The following is a 21,271-nucleotide window of genomic DNA, read 5'->3' as shown; positions in this document are numbered from 1 at the left end:
CTTCCTTTAAAAGTTAACTCATTTTTGATTATTTATTAACTATTTATAGCTGTTCGATACATTTCTATGTATTTTAGTGCCGCTTTATTCCAGCAAAAATCTTGTTTCATAGCATGCAATTGGACACGTTTTACTTCATTGAGGTTTTGGCTATAAAGCAATAACGAGCGCATAAGCACAAGTAATAACTCCATAGGTTCAGGATTTTTAAAGCTAAATCCTGTCGCATTTTCAATATCATCATCGTAGTTATTGACGCTGTCTTTCAACCCTCCTACTTCACGAACTATTGGCAAAGTACCATAAGCCATGCTGTAGATCTGATTTAAGCCACAAGGTTCAAACTCTGATGGCATGATAAAGAAATCGGAACCAGCCTCTACCCAATGCGCAAGTTTATTATCGTACGCTTCAACAAACGCAAACTTGTCACTATGCTCTTGTGCTATCTCTGTTAGACGAGCAGCAAGTACGGGGTCTCCTGTACCTACAATGACAAGCTGTAAATCGTTTTTCAGAAACTGCTCTAAGATAGGTAACAAATACTGAATGCCTTTTTGATTAGTCAAACGACAAACCATACCGTACATAGCAACGTCTTTTTGAGGTAATGATACTTCTTGCTGCAATGCAGCCTTACATGCCTTTTTACCTCGAACCATACTTATTCGATTTACTTTAAATTGCTTAGGAATGTAACTGTCTTTTTCTGGGTTCCATTCACTGTAATCACAGCCATTTAAAATCCCAATCAAATCTGATTCGCGATCTTGAAAGTCACTTGCCATGCCATGAGACCCTAGCTCAGTAAGTAACTCTTTTGCATAATTCGGACTAACCGCATTAATCTTATCGGCGCACTGAACCCCAGCCTTGAGCATACTAACGTGCGTATGACTTATCGACGCTTCTGGAACAAAATGAGACTTAAATTCAGACAAACAAGCAATTTCATCGTAATGAAAAATACCTTTAAACACTGCATTATGAATGGATAACACACTTCGGGTTTGATGGTAAAACTCATTTTCCGCATAGCGTTTTTTCAATAAATAAGGAATGAGCCCTGTATGCCAGTCATTTACATGAATAATATCAGGTTTCTTATTCAGTAATTTAGGAAGCAGATCTAATGTCGCCGCACTAAAGAAAGCAAAGCGTTCGCCATTATCAGCATAGGCTTGATTATTTTCAGCATACATCTCAGCACGTTCAAAATAATCTCCAGATTCGATGGCAAATACCGAAATTCCATCAATACTAAGTGATCTAACTTGATATGCAGTATGAGGCCAATGCTCTAATTGCGTCGTTAGAATAATTTCAGCATCATCTCGACCAGCAATCGTCTTATAAGCAGGCATAACAATCTGAACATTATGCCCTTGCTCTTTTAATGACTTAGGCAGAGCCTTGGCAACATCTGCCAAGCCTCCACTTTTTATTAACCCGTCAACTTCAGATGCTACAAATACAATTGATAGCGTCTTAGTAACCAACTCTCTCTCCTTTAGGGATAACAACAATACCCTCATCTGATACGTGGTATTTTTTCTTATCTTCTTGAAGGTTTACACCTATTTCAGTTCCAGGAGCAATATCCGCACCTTTATCGACAATCACTCGGCGCAAAACACAGCCTTTACCGACTTTTACATTACCTAACAGAATACTTTCACTAATATCACAAGCGGATGCAATATTACTTCTAAAACCCAGTACTGACTTTTCGATACGTGAACCACGGATATAACTGCCACCACAAACGAGACTATCAATGATCTGCACTCGACCATTATCTGAATCAGAGAAAGTCGCAGGTGGTAATGGTGGATAATAAGTATGAAGCGGCCATTTACGATTATATAAAGAAAATGGTGCATCTTTCTTTAATAAGTCCATATGAGCTTCCCAATACGACTCGATCGTACCCACATCACGCCAATAAACTTCTTTCTTCTCGCCAGTAATATGATTCGTACTGAAGTCATAAACGTAAACATTGCCTTCAGGAAACATTTTAGGAATGATGTCTTTACCGAAGTCATGTGAAGAGTCTTCAAGCGCCGCATCATGGATCAATTCTTTACAAAGACTTTCTGCTTCAAAAATGTAATTACCCATTGATACCAAAGCGATACCAGGTTGACCAGGAATACATTTAGGGTTTGATGGTTTTTCTTCAAAACCGATCATTTTGCCATGTTCATCAACTTCAATAACACCAAAGCCAGAGGCATCCTTTGCAGGCATGCGTAGTGCTGATACCGTTAATGCTGCTTTTTTCTTTTTATGAAAATCAAGCATTTGGCGGATATCCATTTTATAAATATGATCAGAACCAAAAATACATACGTGTTCAGGATCTGTTGATTCTATAAAACTGATATTTTGATATATTGCATCAGCTGTTCCTTCATACCAACGCTTACCTGTTCGCATTTGAGCAGGAACAGGGTCAATAAAACGGTCGGTTATTCCATTCACATTCCAACCTTTTTTCATATGTTGAAAAAGCGATTGAGATTTAAATTGAGTTAATACATAAATTCGCATTAAATCTGCATTTACAAAATTATTTAATGCAAAATCAATTAAGCGATAACTGCCACCAAATGGTACTGCAGGTTTTGTTCTTGATTCCGTTAATGGACGTAGACGTGAGCCTTCGCCACCAGCCAAAATCATCCCTAATACACCAGCCATGTGTTCTCCCTGAGATTATTATTAATATAGATAGAATTTCTTGAATTCTTTATTTTGAGATTAAGTTAACATAAATTTTTTACAAATCTGTGAAATGTTTCGTTTATATTCACTTGCAAAATGAATTCATTCAATACTGTGCTCCAGCTCAATCTTTAAGCTATATGCAACACAAATGGTTAACAATAATTTTACCAAGCCATTATATAATCATGCGTACTTTAAAATATGTATTGAAACTTAACTATCTCAGTGCAATTATTTCTCCTCATTCGCTTTCAGGAAGTGTAGATATGGCAGTAAGCCTTTTTAAGCAGTTGCAAACAGTTTGGGATTATCACCTTGTAAATCAAGAGATTAGAAAATCAGATGCGATCTTTGTTTTATGTAGCTACGATCTAAGAGTGGCAGAACATGCAGCCCAACTCTATTTAGATGGTTATGCTCCGTTACTTATATTCTCAGGGGCTCAGGGTAGAGCAACAGAAGGATTATTCACTTTAAGTGAAGCTGAAACATTTGCAAATGTAGCAAAAGACATGGGAGTCCCCTCCTCTGCTATTATCGTTGAAACAAAAGCAACCAATACAGGTGAAAATATCTTTTTCACTCAAGCACTATTAAAAGAAAAAAATATATCGGTTTCATCACTTCTTTTAGTTCAGAAGCCTTATATGGAACGTCGACTATTAGCGACATTCTTAAAAAACTGGAATGATATAGAATTCTGTATCAGCTCACCTAATATTAGTTTTATCAATTACCCTACCGATGAAATTACATTTGATCATATTGCTAGTATTATATTAGGTGAATTACATAGATTAAAAGTTTATCCCACATTAGGTTATCAAGAAGCACAAGAAATACCTGATGAGGTATGGCAAGCATTTGAAAATTTAACTCAACTTGGGTTTGATGAGTATTTACTGACTAACGATAATTAATATCAATTTAAATAAAGAACAGGTTGCTCATTCTTTTAATAAAAAGCCCTAAATCAGAAACTGACTTAGGGCTTTTTTCATTCATACTTGTGATTTGTTATTTTAAACGATAAAAGACCGTAGAAAGCGGTGGTAACGTAATAACAATAGATTGTGCTAATCCTTGAGACTCAACCTTCTCTGTAGACACTTCACTAATAACAGAGTAATCACTGCCCCCATAAAAATGAGCATCACTGTTTAAAATCAACTCATACTGACCAGCAACAGGCATTCCTAAACGGAAATCCTCTCTTGGTGCTGGTGTAAAGTTACTAACAACGAGGATTCGCTCACCATTATCACCTAAACGTTCATGAGCTAGAACACTCATTTCTGCTTCATCTTGTAGTCGCCACTCAAAACCAGCAGGCTCACAATCTTTTTGATAAAGCGCAGGCTCTGTTGTGTATAATTTATTTAAATCACGCACTAGCGATTGCATACCAGAGTGACGCTCAAATTGAGTTAAGAACCACTGTAATTGACCATCATGATCCCACTCTGCACTTTGAGCTATTTCAGCCCCCATGAAGTTTAATTTCTTACCCGGCTGACCATACATATACCCCATATAGGCACGTAAGTTTGCCGTTTTTTGCCATTCATCTCCAGGCATTTTATCTAAGATTGAGCCTTTTCCATAAACCACTTCATCGTGTGAAAGCGAAAGGATAAAGTTCTCACTAAATGCATAAACTAGCGGGAAAGTGATGGTATCGTGGTGATATTTTCGGTGAATCGGATCTTCTCTAATGTAATTTAAGCTGTCATGCATCCAACCCATGTTCCACTTAAAGCCAAAGCCCAAACCACCAGCAAAAGTAGGAGCAGAGACCCCAGGAAAAGCCGTTGATTCTTCCGCAATGGTCATCGAATTAGGATAATGTGAATACACCTCTTCGTTCATCCACTTTAATAAAGCGATGGCTCCGTGGTTATGATTTCCACCTTCCCAGTTAGGGATCCATTCGCCATCATTACGTGAATAATCAAGGTAAAGCATTGATGCTACAGCATCGACACGCAAACCATCGATATGGAAATGCTCAAACCAATATAATGCATTAGAAACTAAAAATTCACGCACATGAGGTTGGTCATAATTATAAATAAAGCTCTGCCAATCATTGTGCCATCCACGACGAGGGTCTGGATCATTAAACAAAGATGTTCCATCAAAATTGGCCAAACCATGTGAATCCGATGGGAAATGAGCCGGAACCCAATCTAATACAACACCGATGCCAACTTGGTGGCATTGATCGACAAAATATTTGAAATCATCAGGCGTACCAAAACGGCTAGTTGGTGAAAATAACCCAATTGGTTGATAGCCCCATGAACCATAAAATGGATGTTCTGATACTGGCATTAACTCTATGTGCGTATAACCCATATCTAAAATATAAGGTATTAATTGCTCAGCTAATTCACGATAGGTTAAGAAATCGCCATTTTCATTTCTCTTCCAAGACCCTGCATGCAGTTCATAGAATGAAAGCGCTTCTTTCTGCTTTTCAGTTACTGGTCTTTGCTGCCATTTGACATCATTCCACTGATAAGAGGTTTGATCATATACCACAGATGCAAATGATGGATACTGCTCATTATGAGCGCCATAAGGATCCATTTTATGAGGAAGTGATTCGCCATTTGGTCCTTTTAACTCAAATTTATACTTAGTACCAACAGCATGTTCAGGTATAAATAACGCCCAAAGTCCGTTATCTATCCGTTGCATAATATGACGACGACCATCCCATTGGTTAAAATCGCCAATAACACTAGCTGAAGAAGCATTTGGAGCAAAAACTAAATAACGCACACCTTGAATTTGCTTACCGTCACGAACAACACTAAATAGATGTGCACCTAAATGGTTATACATCTCTTTTGGTGTATGAACTTGCGCATCCGTAGGGGAAATATTGTGGTATTGATATGGGTCATCAAGAATTTGTTCCGTTCCATTCCAATCGATAATTAATTGATAATGAACTTCTGTCATATCAACGCTTTCATTTAATACAAAAACACCCGAATGTTTCGGGTCTAAAAGCAATTGATATTCAGCATGGTTAGCTAGTCGTACTTTTACCGATGTGGCACCTGGAAGCCAAACTCGTAGTGCTGTCGTTTGGCTTTGATATTGTGGACCTAGAAAAGAAAATGGATCAGAAAAAGCAGCCCTTTCGAGCTGCATGTAGATGTCCTTTTCTTTACGTTCAACAAGTAAGTTCAACGTAAATACTCCTTTTATTTTTGGCTTGCTTGAGCGCGAATGTCGGTTAGTCGTTTGGTTAATTCATTAACCTGCGGACGATTAAAAATGTCGTCCAGAGTAACAGACAGTTTACGACGCCAGTTTGGATATTCATTTACCGTTCCCGGTATGTTAACTGGTTTATCCATTTCTAGCCAATCTTCAAGCTGTAAACTGAGAAGTGTGCTCGATCCCGCTGCAAGATGACATTGCAACGCATCACTTAAGTATCTATCCATAGGAACAAACGAAGCATCACGGCCCACACCTTCTGGTAAATACCCATGGAAATCGACACTGTTTAAGATCTCTTGTTTTGATTCCGCACGAGTATTAAACAATTCTTTTAGTTGTTCAGGATCTGGATATAAACCGATCTCTTCACCCATTTTCAAATCATCACAATGCCAGAAACCACGTAACGTTGGCATATCATGCGTACATAATGCCGACATTGATTGCTCTTGATAATGCGTTGGTGAATAGAAACCACCGTCTTCAGACGTTTCAAAGAAGAACACTTTGTACGAGTGAATCCCAGCGTCTGCAAGCAAATCAACAATCTCATCTGGTACTGTACCCAAATCCTCACCAATCACAGAACATTGGTAACGATGACTTTCTAACGCAAGAATAGACAGCATATCTTCTACAGGATAATGCATGTAAGCGCCTTTAGTTGCATCTTCACCTTTAGGAATCCACCACAAGCGTAGCAAGCCCAATACATGATCAATTCGAAGTGCACCACACGCTTTCATGTTTGCTCGTAACAACTGAACATACGCTTCGTAACTTGTTTCTTTTAGCGTGTGAGGATTTAAAGGCGGTAATCCCCAGTTTTGTCCCAATGGACCTAAAATATCTGGCGGCGCACCAATGCTCACATCCAGACATAAGTTACCGTGATCAGCCCACGTTTCAGAACCTGAATCAGCAACACCAACGGCCAAATCACGATACAAACCAACGTCCATGCCTTTATTTTCTGCGAATTGTTGCACATCGTTAATTTGAGTAAATGCCACCCATTGTAAGTACATATACAAATCAACTTGATCACGATTATCTGCAATGTATTTTTGCACAGCTTTATTATCAAAGTGCTGCAATTCATGAGGGAATACAGGCCAGCCCCAAATACTATTATCTTGGCTGTATAAGCTGTTATGCAATGCATCAAATGCAGCTTGATGTAATAAGCTCTCGCCACCTTCGGCAACAAACTCTAAGAAGGCTTTTGCTCGTGCACTTTTCTTATCTAAATGACGAGTTTTAAACTCGCTAAATAGCAATGGAAGTACACTCATTTTTAGAGCAGAGACTTCTGAGTAATTCACCCAATGAGATTGACGAGCATCAGCTAAACGCTGTTGGAATTCTGCACTACCAACCAACTCTTGAGCTTGGTTACACAGTGCAAACTCAGGAACTGAACATACATCAATGTATAAAATATTTAGCCAACGACGAGAGGATGGACTGTATGGGCTCGCCCCTTCAGGGTTAGCAGGAAACAGTGAATGAATCGGGTTTAAACCAACAAAATCACCGCCACGAACAGCAATATCACCCACGAGTTGCTTAAGATCACCAAAGTCACCAATACCCCAGTTATGCGGTGTTCTTAATGTGTATAATTGAACGCTTGGTCCCCACATTTTTTTGCCTTTAAGCATTGCATCTTGTTTGAAACACGCTTTTGGCGTCACAATTAATGTCATTTCATAAGGTGCTTTACGACGCTTACGAATCACTTCTAATTTATGGTAACCCCATGGCAGAGTTGGTAAAGAGAATAACAATGTACCATCATTTTCACGCTCGTCTGAAACGATTTGAGATTGTAAGTACCCTTCTAATACTTCACCCTCTTCAGTGGTGATTTTCCAACTAAATTCACTGATACGAGCACTTTTACCAAGATTCATTTCGACTTGAAGCGGTTCATTATCACGAACAACCTGCACAGTAGAAAGTACGTCTTTTTTATGTTTCTTTTCAGCAGAACTTAAGAGTGTTTTATCATTCTTAGTGTCATAACCTAAAGAAGCCAGTAGACGAATTAAGGTTTCATCACTGACTTTTGCTTCATTGCCCCAGGCACTTACATAGCTATTTTTTAACCCTGCCAGCTCTGCGACTTGATGGAGTACATTGTTATTATCTTTCATCGCTTTTCTCCAAGGGCAGTACGATACTGCCCTCATATTATAATTTTATTAATTAACGGTTTACTGATTCCAGTTTCCAAATGTTATTTACATAATCACGGATACTGCGATCTGAACTAAATTTACCAACCAAAGCAGTGTTTAAAATAGCCATTTTCGCCCACTGTTTTTGGTCACGATATGCTGCATCAATGTCGTTCTGAGCACGAACATAATCAGCAAAATCAGCAAGAACTAAGTATGGGTCACCGCCATACAATAGGTTGTCACGAATTGCAGATAACAGACCCACTTTACCCGGAGTAAATTCATCACCAGCTAATAAATCTAATGATGCTTGTAATAATGAATCGGCTTCATAGTACTTATACGGGTTATAACCTGATGCTTTTAACGCCTCAACTTCATCAACCTCTAAACCAAAGATGAAGATATTTTCGTCACCGACTTCTTCACGGATCTCAACGTTTGCACCATCCATCGTACCAACAGTCAATGCACCATTTAGCGCCATTTTCATGTTACCTGTACCTGATGCTTCTTTACCTGCTGTAGAAATTTGCTCAGATACATCCGCAGCTGGAATGATAATTTCAGCCATGCTCACACGATAATCAGGAATAAATACAACTTTCAGTAAATCAGACACACGAGGATCGTTATTTACTTTTTCTGCCACTTTATTAATTGCAAAGATGATCTCTTTTGCTAAGTGGTAACCCGGCGCGGCTTTTGCTGCAAAGAAGAACACACGTGGGTGCATATCAAAACCAGGTTCGTTCAATATACGATGGTATAAAGAAAGAATATTTAATAAATCCAAATGTTGACGTTTGTATTCATGTAAACGCTTAATTTGCACATCAAAGATCGCATCGGTATTTAGTTCAATACCCATGTTTTCTTGAACCCAATTAGCTAAACGCTGTTTATTTTGTTTTTTCACAGCCATGAATTCTTTTTGGAATTTCTCATCATCAGCAAAAACAGCAATATCACTCAGTTGATCAAGATGTGCAGGCCACTCATTCCCAATTTTTTCAGAAATAAGGTTTGAAAGATCAGGGTTACAGAATTTCAACCAACGACGAGGAGTAACACCGTTAGTTACATTCGTTAGTTTTCCTGGGAAATATTCATTAAACTCAGGGAATAAATCACGCTTAACTAACTCAGAGTGAAGTGCTGCCACACCATTCACGGCATAAGATGAAACCACACATAAGTTCGCCATACGTACCATACGATGTGTGCCTTCTTCGATGATTGATAACTTACGTAATTTATCCACATCACCTGGCCACTTCAGTTTCACGCCTTCTAAGAATAGGTAGTTAATCTGATAAATGATTTCCATGTGACGAGGTAAAAGTCGAGAAATCAGTGATTCACTCCATGTTTCTAACGCTTCAGGTAACAATGTGTGGTTGGTATAAGCAAACGTGTTTGAACAGATTTCCCATGCCGCATCCCACGATAAACCACGAACATCAATAAGTACGCGCATTAACTCAGGAATACCAATTGTTGGGTGTGTATCGTTTAATTGGATCGTTTCATATTTAGAAAGATCTTCAATCTTATGACCTGCAGCATCATGACGACGTAAAATATCTGCAATAGAACACGCACAGTGGAAATACTGTTGCATCAAACGTAATGTTTTGCCTTTCTCGTGGTTATCATTTGGATACAGAACTTTTGTTACGTTACCAGCATCAATTAAGGCGTGTTGCGCTTCAAAGTAATCACCATTATTAAAGCTTGCAAGGCTAAACGGTGCTTTTGCACGACATTCCCACAAACGTAATGGGTAAACCGTATCACTTTGGTAACCAACAATAGGAAATCCCAAGGCATACCTTCAACTGACATACCTGGTACCCAGCGACGTTTCTCTTGGCCTTTTTCAGTGTACGTTTCTACATGACCATAAAATCCAACTTGCTGTGCAAAATCAGGACGAGCCACTTCCCAAGGGTAGCCTTCTACTCCACACCATGCATCAGGCGCTTCTTTTTGTCGTCCGTCTTCAAAAGATTGGCGGAACAAACCGTATTCGTAATGCAAACCATAACCAATCGCTGGATATTCTTGCGCAGCTAATGAATCCATAAAACACGCGGCTAAACGACCAAGACCACCGTTACCTAAAGCAGGGTCACGCTCTTCTTCTAATAAATCCGTTAAATTATAACCAAGCTCACCCATTGCTTCAGTGATCTCTTCATAAAGACCCATACTAATTAGGTTGTTGCCCGTTAGACGTCCAATTAAAAACTCTAAAGATAGATAGTTTACGCTGCGTGCGTTTTTAATTTTTTCGTCATTTTCTGTAGCAACAAGATCAAATGTCGTTAATTCAGCTAGGGCTTTACCCATTGCTAAATACCATACTTTAGCGCTCGCTGTTTTTTCATTTGCAGCGAATGTTGTCACTAAATGCTGCTTTACAGAGGCTTTAAACGCCGCTTTATCAAATTTTTCTATGTTATTCGTTTTCATCTTAAATCTCTCACGAAGGTTCATAATCAACTGTTATCAATCCTGCCTTGTTCGAATAAGAGTCACATCCTCCTTTTTGGGGGATGAGATAAGGGTGAGATAAAGGCGTAGTCCTGATTAATCAAATAACCTGTGACACGACTCAAAGTTTGTAGGCTGACAGTAAAAACCTTCGTGATATTGGACACGTTTTTACAGCATAAAAAACAAAATGATAACAAGGTCACAAATTTAAAGATTAAATAAAACTATTTAAAAAACGTATTAAATAAAACTCATGTATAAATTCATCAAGATAAAAATAAAGGTTTGATCACATTTATAGGGCGTAGTGGATAGATTAAATCTCATTATTGAGGATAATTAGCTCAGTATTTTTTAAAAGAACAATAATTATGTTAATACCATCGAAACTGCATTTTCCAAGACGATTACATAATGCCATTCTCCGCCAACGTGTTTTAGATACGCTAGAGAATGCGATGCATTACAAACTTGTTTTATTTCGATCTCCGGCTGGCTACGGAAAAACAACCATGGCTGCACAGTGGTTATCTGACAAAGACGCTACTGGGTGGTATAGCCTAGATGAGAGTGATAATGATGAATATAAATTTGCAAAATACTTTGTACAAACAATAAGTAATGCAACTCATACTGAATTATCACACTCAAAAGCGTTAACTGAGAAACGTCAGTTTGCTTCATTATCAAGCCTATTTTCGCAAGTCTTTACTGAGCTAATCTCGTTTCAAGATGAAGCTTATATCGTTCTCGACGACTATCACTTAATTACCAATGACACCATTCACCTTGGCTTAAAATTCTTCTTAAAACACCTTCCAGATAATTTGACACTGGTAATAACAAGTCGCTCTCAACCACCTCTAAATACAGCAAATCTACGTGTGAGAGACTTATTAATTGAAATTGATAATCAAAGTTTGGCGTTTGACCAATCAGAAACATCTCTATTTTTTAATCAACGCCTAAATGAGAATATTGACCAAGAAGCCATCACTCATGTTCGTGAGCATGTTGAAGGCTGGCCATCTGCACTTCAATTAATTGCACTGCACAGTATTCAAAACAATCAATCCTTAAATAATTCAGCACAAGTCATGGCGCAATTAAACCATGCGCACTTATGGGATTATTTAGCGGAAGAAGTGTTTGATCATTTGGATCAAGAGACGCAGCAATTTTTAATGCGTTGTGCTGTTTTTGATCATTTTAATACCACACTGCTATCTAAAGTAACGCAACGAAAAGATGCCCAGTTGCTTATTGAAAATCTAAACCGATTCGGATTATTTATTAATACAAATGGTGAACAAGGTGATTGGTATAAGTTCCATAACCTCTTTGCAGAGTTCTTAACCCACCAAAGACAAAACCACCTAGCTCATGAAGAAATAGACCTGCAAAAATACGCAGCAGAAGCATGGCTTGAGCATGACAATATCTATCAAGCACTTCGTCATGCGAAAAACGCCAAAGATGATATTCTGATCGCTAATATACTTACGCAGCATGGCTGGCATTTATTTAATAATGGGGAACTTTCTTTATTAGAGACCACCATTTCAGATCTTCGTCCTGAGGTATTATTTACCTCTCCTCGCCTTGTTATTATTCGCGCATGGTTAGCTCAGAGCCAGCATAATTATCTACAAGTAGATGATTTACTCTCTGAAGCACAACGTGAAATGGCTGATAGAAATATTGTTCTTGATAGGCATATGCAAGGAGAGATCGATGCACTGCGAGCACAGGTTGCCATCAATAAAAATGAACCTGAAGCTGCACTTGCCTTTGCAGAAAAAGCACTTGAAGAATTAGAAACCAATAAATACCGCAGTCGCATCGTCGCAACATCTGTTATTGGTGAATATCACCACGTTTCAGGAAACCTTGCACAAGCACTTGCTCTAATGCAACAAACTGAAAAAATGGCCATGACCTATGGCATCTATCATCAAGCTTTGTGGGCAATCTTACAACAAAGCGAGATTTTAATGGCACAAGGGTTTATGCAAGCGGCTTTTGACCTTCAAGATAATGGTTTTAAATTAATTGAAGACCAAGACTTACATCAGTTGCCATTGCATGAATTCTTACTTCGCTCTCGAGCTCAAATTTACTGGTTCTGGTTCCGTTTTGACGAAGCTGAACAATGTACTTGGAAAGGTTTAGATGTTCTCTCTCCTTTTGATGAAACTAAACACTTGCGTGGCTATTCAATGCTTGCACGCTTGGCCGTTGCTCGTGGCGAACTTGATAAAGCTGAACGATACCTTGATAAATGCCAACAGTTACTTGGCCAAGCGGATTACCATATTGACTGGAAAGCAAATGCCTCTTCTGCTCAGCTATTTTACTGGCAAGCAAAAAACAATTCAGAAGCTATTCAATATTGGTTAGCACAAGCGGACAGACCAGAGACTCGTTGTAACCATTTTACCCAATTACAATGGCGTAATATTGCAAGAGCTCAGTTCCACCTTGGGGATATTGATACCGCAATTGAAACACTACAAACCTCTCAAGCTATTGCTCAACAACATAAGTTAATCACCGATATCAATCGTAATGCGATCTTAGCTGCCATTTTACTGTATGAAAACAAACAGATTGATGAAGCCGTTGAAGCAATGCACCTTGCTATTAAGCAGTCAAACCAAACAGGGATCATTGGTAGTTTTCTAATGGCGGGACGAAACGTTTTAAAACCCCTTGGGAAATTACAACAAAAAGGTAATGTTACTGAGCTTGAAAAACATCGAATTGAACAATTGCAAAAAGCGCTATCAAATAATGAACGCTCTCGTTCAGCTCACTTCGATGAAACCTTTATTGAAAAAGTATTAAATACACCAGAGGTTCCCGAACTAATAAGAACGAGCCCACTTACCCATCGTGAATGGCAAGTGTTAGGTCTTATTTATTCTGGCTTTAGTAATGAACAAATTGCAGCTGAATTTGATGTTGCACCAACCACCATTAAAACTCACATTCGTAATTTGTATCAAAAACTGAATCTTCCAAATCGAAAAGCTGCTATCGCTATGGCTGACGAATTAGTAGGAATGATGAAGTAATCAAATTTACGACATTTTTTACACAGAACTTATGTATAATCATGCCATCTTCATGCATTGTGCATAAGTTTTTTATTTGTATCGAGATAAAATGAATTATTTAACAACGTTCTTTAAAGGCATGGCAATGGGAGCCGCTGATGTGGTTCCTGGTGTATCAGGTGGTACGATTGCTTTTATTACTGGCATTTATGATACGCTTCTAGAAAGCATTCGACGTATTAATCCATCAATCTTAGGTTTATGGAAACGCGAAGGTTTTAAAGCTGCATTTAATCACATTAACGGCTTCTTTCTTATTTCTCTATTTGGTGGGATCTTAACGAGCATCCTGACATTAGCGAAATTCATTACGTGGATGTTGCACACCCACCCTATTCCATTGTGGTCGTTTTTCTTCGGATTGATCCTAATTTCAATCGTACATATTGCGAAACAGATTGAAAAATGGTATTTAGATCGTTTTGTTATGTTGTTTGCTGGTGCTGCTTTTGCTTATAGCATTACCGTTCTTAACCCAATGACAATGACACCGTCAACTTTCACTTATATTCTTGCAGGCTCTATTGCTATTTGTGCGATGATCTTACCGGGTATTTCAGGAAGCTTTATTCTTCTGCTTATCGGCATGTACGGCCCAGTACTTGGGGCAGTTAAATCTCTTGATTTAGTGACTATGGGATTGTTCGCATCAGGCTGCTTAATTGGCTTATTAAGCTTCTCACATGTTCTTTCTTTCCTATTAAGAAAGTTCCGTGATATTACGCTAATCTTCCTGACAGGCTTAATGGCAGGCACATTAGGTAAAATCTGGCCTTGGAAAGAAGTGTTAGAATGGCGCATTAATTCAAAAGGTGAGCAAGTTCCATTAATAGAGCAAAACCTATCTCCATTTAATTACGAACAAGTAACGCAGCAACCAGCACTCATTGGTTTCGCTGTATTTGGCGTTATTTTAGGTATTGGTTTAGTTCTTGGTCTTGAAATGTACGCTAAGAAAAACGAGAAAGAATCGTAATTGATTGGTGTAAACTGATAAATCAATAAATACAAAAAAGGAGCATTCAATATGCTCCTTTTTTTATATCAGTAATACTGCTGATATTAATTAGTGATGATTTGGTTCACGAAGATAAATAATCCAGTAACCCATACCAACGAAGATGCCACCACCAATGATATTACCAATCGTAACTGGGATAAGGTTATTAATCACAAAATTATGTAATGTTAAATCTGCAAAATCCAATGCTGAATAACCACTTGCTGCCCAGAACTCTGGAGAAGCAAAAGTCTTAATGCCAATCGCCATTGGGATTTGGAACATATTTGCAATACAGTGCTCAAAACCTGCTGATACAAACATTGCTACAGGTAAGATCATAACCAAAATTTTATCTGTTAATGTACGACCAGAAAATGTCATCCATACGCCAACACAAACTAATACGTTACACATAAGACCTAGTGCAACAGCTTGCCAAAAACCATGATGCAACTTGTGTTGTGCAATTTTCATTGTGTTGATACCAACGGCACCACCATCGTTCATGTATTGTTTTGCAACTAGCATGATACCAACAAGTAGCATAGCACCAATAAAGTTACCAACATAAACAACGGCCCAGTTCGCACATAAATTTTTCCAGCTGATTTTACCACTTGCACGAGCAACTAAAGTTAACACCGAGCTGGTAAATAGTTCACCACCGGTTACCACAACTAAAATAAGACCAAGACTGAAAGCCAAACCGCCAACAAAATGGGACATACCCCATGGCATTGATTCAGCACCAGTAGTTACTGTGGTATAGAAAATAAAAGCAATACCGATATGTATTCCGGCAGTAATTGCTAATAAAAATGATTTAAATGGATCTTTGGTTGCTTTTGCTACGCCAACTTCAGCAGCGCGTTCTGCCATTTGTGGCGGTAGTAAAGAATCGAATTGGTTCATAGTAGAAACATTTTGATACAAGTGAATAGGAGGGTCGGATAATCCTCCTATTTTGTTCGGAATACAAGCAATTTTATTGTTGAAGAGTATTAATTTTAAGATTTGAATAAAGTATAAAAAAATATTTATTGAAACTAATAAATAAGCATTGATTAAGTAAAAATAAGATTTAAATTTTGATATCTATGCTTTCTCTATGACGGCGATCTTTATTTACTCTACGATCATACAACACAGGTTTTGATGGATACGTTCGTCGCTCTTCTTTTTTTCTAAGCTCTGCTTGGTAGGTTCCATCCACATCTACGGTATCAATAATTTTTTCATCAACATTTGGTAAGGATTTTTTACTCATATCCCCTCCTTAACTCTTCGTTTTTTACAAAACAACAATTGTTACTTATTTGTTATTATTAACATAACAAGGGCAATTAACCAAGTGATCATTCACAACCCCCGTTGCTTGTAAAAAGGCATAGCAAATCGTAGATCCTACAAATTTAAAACCTCTCTTTTTTAAGTCTTTACTTAATTTATCTGATAATTCGGTTGTTGCAGGTACATCAGACATCACTTCCCAGTGATTAATGATCGGTTTCTGATCGACATAAGCCCAAAGGTAATTTGAAAAACTGCCAAATTCTTGCTGTATCTTTATAAAAGCATTCGCATTCGTAATCACTGAATTAATTTTAAGTCGATTACGTATAATTCTGGAATCTTGCATTAAGGATTCCACTTTATCTTGGTCATATTGAATGATCTTTTGTAAATCAAAACCATCAAATAATAATCGATAGCCTTCGCGTTTCTTTAAAATCGTCGACCAACTTAAGCCAGCCTGAGCGCCTTCTAAAGTTAAATACTCGAATAACTCATGATCAGAATAAACAGGCACTCCCCATTCATTATCATGATATTCCCTATCTAAATCAGAAACCTCTGCCCAGTGACATCGCTCTTTTCTCATTTCCTTACCACCTTTTTTATATACAATTTAACTGAGCTCACACAACAGATAATGCATGCATATCCAAAATTTAACTTATGTTACCATTCATTAACCAGTTTAATTGAGCCGATATATATGAAAGCATTCGCAGTTTTGATCAAAGCCTTTCTTATCCTATTACTATTGTGTACTGGTTTTTTCTTTACTGAAATAAGCACCTATGTAAAAAGCTATGTAAGCCCCAAAATTCAGCTTGAAAATACTTGTCATTTATCAACACAAATTTGTCAGCAAGGTGACGTATCCATCACGCTTGAAAAAGATACATTAACGCCGTTACAACCTAGCTCTATTTTAGTGAACTGGCCTAATCAAAATGCCAAAAACCTCATTATTACTCTACAAGGTTACGATATGGCAATGGGAAACCCGACATTTAAATTATTACCCAATGCAGACAAAAGCTACTCTGGCGATATTTTACTTCCTATTTGTACACAAAATACCATGATTTGGGTCGGAACAATTAGTGATGGTAGCACCTCTATTAATGTTTCGTTAAAGGCAGAACAATGAAAAAACTCTTAATTATCACTCTTATTATTTTATCAGGATTTGGGTTAAAGCAGCTCTATTTATCAAAAACAGCCAACAATACATTACTTTATGGTGCACAAAATCAACCAATAAACCTTTTTGACGAAACCGACCCTAGAATACGTATTGTTTATTTTGGCTTTACTCGATGCCCTGATGTTTGCCCAACATCTTTAGCTATGTTATCAGGGGCTTTCAACCAAATTAACAAAACAACTTTATCCCAATTTAAACCCGTATTTATCACGTTAGACCCTGAACGTGATGATGCAGAGCATGCTGCTGAATATGCCCACTATTTCCATCAATCAATAGAAGGTAGTTCAGGTTCACTTCAAACCATTACACAATTAGCTGAACGTTATGGCGTTGTTTTTCATAAAACGGAACTGCCTAATTCAGAATTAAAATACACGATTGACCATTCGTCTTATTTTTACTTTTTAGAACCCAATGGCACTTTAATTACCAAAGTGCCGCATACAATAACACCAGATCCCATAGTGAAAGCAATTAATGAACTTTCGCAGCTATAACGACACTTTAAAAGGAATATTAACCATGAAAAAAACATTGCTTGCTCTTAGCGCCCTATTTATTAGTTCGGCTTCTTTTGCACAAAGTGATTTGGTCATCGAAAATCCATACGCACGCGCAACGCCACCAAATGCAGTAAATAGCGCTATTTTCATGACCATTAAAAATAATGGTGATAAAGACCGTACTTTGGTTTCTGCTACGACATCAGCGGCTAATAAGGTTGAACTTCATACTGTTGTAAAAAGTGACGGAATGATGAAAATGCGTGAAGTGGACTCCATGACAATAGCAAAAGACTCAGAAACGGTTTTAAAGCCTGGTGGCCTACATATCATGCTTTTTGAACTAACAGGTCCGCTAAAAGAAGAAGAATTTATTGATGTAAGCCTTAACTTTGCAAATGGTGATAAAGAAGTATTTAAAGCGCCAGTGAAGAAAGTCATGGCTGGAATGAAGCACAAAATGTAATCATGTCTTATTAGTAAGTCAGCATGTCCGATTAGAGATATATGTAATTAATTGTACCTGTCAAACTGCATCCCATTATCCTCTGATGAGATGCAGTTCACATGTATTATCTTTTACCGCTATTCACCGTACTCATTTGGGGCGGAAATTCTATCATCAATAAGATGGCAGCTTCTGCTATCGAACCTAGCGCAATGAGCTTTTATCGTTGGGCTTTTGCCATGCTGATTTTAACTCCGTTTTGCTTACCATCTGTTATTAAATCTCGTCATGTGATCCGTCCGTATTTAAGCAAATTGGCTTTCCTAGCCTTACTTGGCATGGTATTAAACCAATCTCTTGGTTATTACGCAGGTTTAACGACTACGGCTTCAAATATGTCGTTAATCACCTCACTAGTGCCATTAATCAGTATCTTTCTTAGTCTCCCGTTATTGGGAAAACGTATTTCAGCATTAAGTATTGTCGGTGCGGTGATTTCACTTGCGGGTCTAACATTTATGCTTGGTCACGGAGATATGACTTTCTTTTTACACCAACCAATTACAGAAGGTGATGGCTTGATGGTAATCGCAGCCCTCTCTTATGGTGCCTATTGCGTATTATTAAAACGCTGGAAAATGCCAATTACTAACTGGCAACTTATTTACATGCAAGGTATGTTTGCTGTCGCAATGCTAACCCCATTATGGTTAACAAGTGATAGCCTATTACCAACAGAAAGCTCGATTCCACTCATCATGTATGCATCAATTGCCGCTTCTATCTTAGCGCCTTGGATGTGGGTAAAAGCAATTGATGTAATTGGTGCAGAATCAAGTGCAATGTTCATGAACCTACTTCCTGTAGTAGCGGTATCGTTAGCTGCAATCCTACTAGGTGAGAAAATTGAAAGTTATCATCTAATGGGCGGAATAATGGTTATTTCAGGTGTTATCTTGGCACAAATTAAAACCAAGAAAGCCAAACAAGAAGCAAGTCTACTTATCAAAGCTTAATTACGCTTAACGAATTAGATATAAGAAAGCCGGCTCATTGTGAGTCGGCTTTTTTGTGGGCATTCATGAGTTATTGCAGAATAATTGGAAATTAGTTACTAACCATTTCATGATGTTCAACTAACTGCTTATATAATATGTCTTTTAATTCCATACGCTGACGCTTTAATGCATGCATACTATCATCACCAATTGGACTACCTGATATCTCTAGTTGTCGAATGTCATAATCAAGTTGATGATATTGTTGGAGATCAGCTTTAAATTTAGGATCATCATGATTAAGCTGAACAATATCCAATTTAAGCTCTGGAAAATCTAAGATAAAAGCGTGGTTTTCATTTAGCATTGGCACTTCCTTTTCTATCAAATTACCTACCAGTATAGGAGCAATCCATCAAAAGAAATGTGCCGCATCACTCAAAGTTAATCACAAATCTTCTAGGCAGGAACTAACCCTCAGCAAGCTGGTCTTCGTGCTTAGCCACTTTATGTCCATCTTCTGTACAGCCCTCTTTCCAGTAGCTGCTGATATAAAGATCGTCTTTATCAACTTCCTTTTCATTACGGAAATACGTACGAAGCGCTCTCATGTTGTTAAACTCACACGCACTCCATACAGCAACTCGACCGGCTTTCCACTCTTGTGAGCGAACCATATCTGTTAATCCTTCCTCATCAGATTTAATGACCCATACAAGTTCAATACCTTGTGGTTTCGTTAAATCTTGTTTATCTGACGGATGATTAATTTCAATAACCGTATAACCTATTGCCGTTGTAGGCAGAGCTTCAAGTTTTGCAGATAATGCCGGTAAAGCCGTCATATCAGCAACTAAGAAGAACCAATCTGCTTCTGCATTTAATCCTTTGATACTTCCTGGGCCTGCAATTGAAATCGTATCGCCATTAACGGCATTTTGAGCCCAAGCAGAAGCAAAGCCTCCAGTTTCAGCCGTCATCGCTGCATGCGCATGATGATGGCGAACAAAGTCAACATCCAGTTCATTCTCCTCTTTTCTCAAATTACGCACGGTATAGGTGCGCATCATTGGACGAGTGCCGTCAGGAATACCAGAAAGATCGGTTCCACCATTGTCATTAAACAACAGCTTGATGTAACCGCCTTCACTTTCCATATTAAAATCAGACAGATCTTCAGCTTTAAAGGTAATGCGCTGCATATTAGAAGTAAATTGCACACTCTTTAAGACAGTCAGCACTCGTGGTGAGGGTTTATTACTCATAACTTAATCCTTTATTGTCCGTAATACATACAAATACGTTGGCCATTAACTTCATGGATATCAAACTCGGTTTCATATATTTCAGACAACACCTCTTTTCTAATAACTTCAGCAACGGTACCATTGGCCACCACTTTGCCTTTTTTAAGTGCCACAATATTGTCTGAATAGCATGATGCAAAATTAATATCGTGAATAACAATAACAACCGCTTTACCTAGTTCATGAGCCAACGTCTTAATGTTTTTCATGATTTGCAATGAATGTTTAATATCTAAGTTATTTAGCGGTTCATCTAAAAATACATAATCCGTATCTTGCGCAACAACCATAGCGATGAACGCTAATTGACGTTGACCACCACTTAATTGGTCTAAATATTTATTCTGAATAGGTTCGAGATCTAAATAGCGAATTGCCTTATCCATCACTTCATTATCGTGCTTTGTGAGTTTTCCTTGGCTATATGGAAAACGCCCAAAGGCAACAAGCTCACGAACCGTAAAACGCATATTTAAATTGTTAGATTGTCGAAGTACCGCTAATTTCTTCGCTAGGGCTTTAGTATCCCAATCCACCACTTCTTGGTTTTCGATGAGGACACTACCGCTGTCTTTTGCTAATAAACGACTTGCCATGGATAACACGGTACTTTTACCTGCCCCATTCGGCCCAATGATCGACGTAACTTCACCTTTAACAAAAGAAGCGGAAGCTTGGTCTACTACTTTTTGCTGACCAAATGATTTAGATAGTTGAGATAATGAAATCATA

The 21,271-nt window shown here is 38.1% G+C and carries 17 protein-coding genes and 1 pseudogene; 7 read left to right on the top strand and 11 right to left on the bottom strand.

From position 1 onward, the window contains the following. Positions 1-35: 35 nt before the first annotated feature. Together glgA and glgC are read right to left on the bottom strand one after the other, a co-directional pair. Entirely contained in the window at positions 36-1,499 is a 1,464-nt protein-coding gene (gene glgA, locus AVFI_RS16640; RefSeq protein WP_188863633.1) for a glycogen synthase GlgA, read from the bottom strand. Further along, positions 1,489-2,706, bottom strand: a complete 1,218-nt coding sequence (glgC, locus tag AVFI_RS16635; RefSeq protein ID WP_012535032.1) for a glucose-1-phosphate adenylyltransferase — start codon at positions 2,704-2,706, stop codon at positions 1,489-1,491. Before glgC ends, glgA begins: the two co-directional genes overlap by 11 nt. A gap of 293 nt (positions 2,707-2,999) precedes the next feature. Here glgC and AVFI_RS16630 point away from each other — a divergent pair, with 293 nt between their 5' ends. Continuing rightward, entirely contained in the window at positions 3,000-3,653 is a 654-nt protein-coding gene (locus AVFI_RS16630) for a YdcF family protein (RefSeq protein WP_005423219.1), read from the top strand. Positions 3,654-3,750: 97 nt separating this feature from the next. On the opposite strand, the gene glgB is transcribed toward AVFI_RS16630, so the two are convergent. The 3 genes and pseudogenes from glgB to AVFI_RS16615 all read right to left on the bottom strand — a co-directional run bounded on the left by glgB (position 3,751) and on the right by AVFI_RS16615 (position 10,637). Then, on the bottom strand, positions 3,751-5,898 hold the full coding sequence (glgB, locus tag AVFI_RS16625) for a 1,4-alpha-glucan branching protein GlgB (RefSeq protein WP_188863638.1): 2,148 nt from the start codon (positions 5,896-5,898) through the stop codon (positions 3,751-3,753). A 53-nt stretch (positions 5,899-5,951) separates the two neighbouring features. After that, positions 5,952-8,132 carry a 4-alpha-glucanotransferase gene (gene malQ, locus AVFI_RS16620; RefSeq protein WP_012535246.1) on the bottom strand — a complete coding sequence of 727 codons (2,181 nt, stop codon included), beginning with the start codon at positions 8,130-8,132 and terminating at the stop codon, positions 5,952-5,954. Positions 8,133-8,184: 52 nt separating this feature from the next. Next, positions 8,185-10,637: pseudogene (locus tag AVFI_RS16615) on the bottom strand (glycogen/starch/alpha-glucan phosphorylase). Between the two features lie 395 nt (positions 10,638-11,032). On the opposite strand from AVFI_RS16615, the gene malT reads away from it, so the two are divergent. Next, positions 11,033-13,738 carry an HTH-type transcriptional regulator MalT gene (malT, locus tag AVFI_RS16610; RefSeq protein ID WP_188863634.1) on the top strand — a complete coding sequence of 902 codons (2,706 nt, stop codon included), beginning with the start codon at positions 11,033-11,035 and terminating at the stop codon, positions 13,736-13,738. A gap of 91 nt (positions 13,739-13,829) precedes the next feature. Beyond that, entirely contained in the window at positions 13,830-14,756 is a 927-nt protein-coding gene (locus tag AVFI_RS16605) for a polyprenyl-phosphate transporter (protein WP_188863635.1), read from the top strand. A gap of 90 nt (positions 14,757-14,846) precedes the next feature. On the opposite strand, the gene focA is transcribed toward AVFI_RS16605, so the two are convergent. The 3 genes from focA to AVFI_RS16590 all read right to left on the bottom strand — a co-directional run bounded on the left by focA (position 14,847) and on the right by AVFI_RS16590 (position 16,665). Beyond that, entirely contained in the window at positions 14,847-15,695 is an 849-nt protein-coding gene (focA, locus tag AVFI_RS16600; protein WP_005423230.1) for a formate transporter FocA, read from the bottom strand. Between the two features lie 169 nt (positions 15,696-15,864). Then, positions 15,865-16,050 (bottom strand): hypothetical protein, encoded by a 186-nt coding sequence (locus AVFI_RS16595; RefSeq protein ID WP_005423231.1) that lies wholly within the window; start codon positions 16,048-16,050, stop codon positions 15,865-15,867. Positions 16,051-16,095: 45 nt separating this feature from the next. Then, complete coding sequence (locus tag AVFI_RS16590) at positions 16,096-16,665, bottom strand: DNA-3-methyladenine glycosylase I (RefSeq protein WP_012534880.1); 570 nt, start codon at positions 16,663-16,665, stop codon at positions 16,096-16,098. A gap of 117 nt (positions 16,666-16,782) precedes the next feature. On the opposite strand from AVFI_RS16590, the gene AVFI_RS16585 reads away from it, so the two are divergent. From AVFI_RS16585 to AVFI_RS16570, 4 genes are all read left to right on the top strand, one after another. Beyond that, the gene (locus AVFI_RS16585; protein WP_012535635.1) at positions 16,783-17,223 is read left to right on the top strand and encodes a hypothetical protein; all 441 of its coding nucleotides are present in this window, start codon (positions 16,783-16,785) and stop codon (positions 17,221-17,223) included. Further along, the gene (locus AVFI_RS16580) at positions 17,220-17,780 is read left to right on the top strand and encodes an SCO family protein (protein ID WP_065641616.1); all 561 of its coding nucleotides are present in this window, start codon (positions 17,220-17,222) and stop codon (positions 17,778-17,780) included. Before AVFI_RS16585 ends, AVFI_RS16580 begins: the two co-directional genes overlap by 4 nt. A gap of 25 nt (positions 17,781-17,805) precedes the next feature. Then, positions 17,806-18,252 carry a copper chaperone PCu(A)C gene (locus AVFI_RS16575; RefSeq protein ID WP_005423235.1) on the top strand — a complete coding sequence of 149 codons (447 nt, stop codon included), beginning with the start codon at positions 17,806-17,808 and terminating at the stop codon, positions 18,250-18,252. 101 nt (positions 18,253-18,353) lie between these two features. Next, complete coding sequence (locus AVFI_RS16570; RefSeq protein WP_017018822.1) at positions 18,354-19,250, top strand: DMT family transporter; 897 nt, start codon at positions 18,354-18,356, stop codon at positions 19,248-19,250. 91 nt (positions 19,251-19,341) lie between these two features. Here AVFI_RS16570 and AVFI_RS16565 read toward each other — a convergent pair whose 3' ends face one another. From AVFI_RS16565 to vctC, 3 genes are all read right to left on the bottom strand, one after another. Continuing rightward, on the bottom strand, positions 19,342-19,599 hold the full coding sequence (locus tag AVFI_RS16565; RefSeq protein WP_054775707.1) for a YdcH family protein: 258 nt from the start codon (positions 19,597-19,599) through the stop codon (positions 19,342-19,344). Between the two features lie 103 nt (positions 19,600-19,702). Then, positions 19,703-20,497, bottom strand: a complete 795-nt coding sequence (locus tag AVFI_RS16560) for a siderophore-interacting protein (protein WP_054775706.1) — start codon at positions 20,495-20,497, stop codon at positions 19,703-19,705. Between the two features lie 11 nt (positions 20,498-20,508). Then, positions 20,509-21,270, bottom strand: coding sequence for an iron chelate ABC transporter ATP-binding protein VctC (vctC, locus tag AVFI_RS16555; RefSeq protein WP_011263643.1), 762 nt, complete (start codon positions 21,268-21,270; stop codon positions 20,509-20,511). Position 21,271: the final 1 nt, after the last annotated feature.

Origin of the sequence: Aliivibrio fischeri ATCC 7744 = JCM 18803 = DSM 507, assembly GCF_023983475.1 — a bacterium.
Taxonomy (GTDB): Bacteria; Pseudomonadota; Gammaproteobacteria; order Enterobacterales; family Vibrionaceae; genus Aliivibrio; species Aliivibrio fischeri.
The sequence above is the reverse complement of the archived record's forward strand: the minus strand, read 5'-3'. Positions and strand labels throughout refer to the sequence as shown.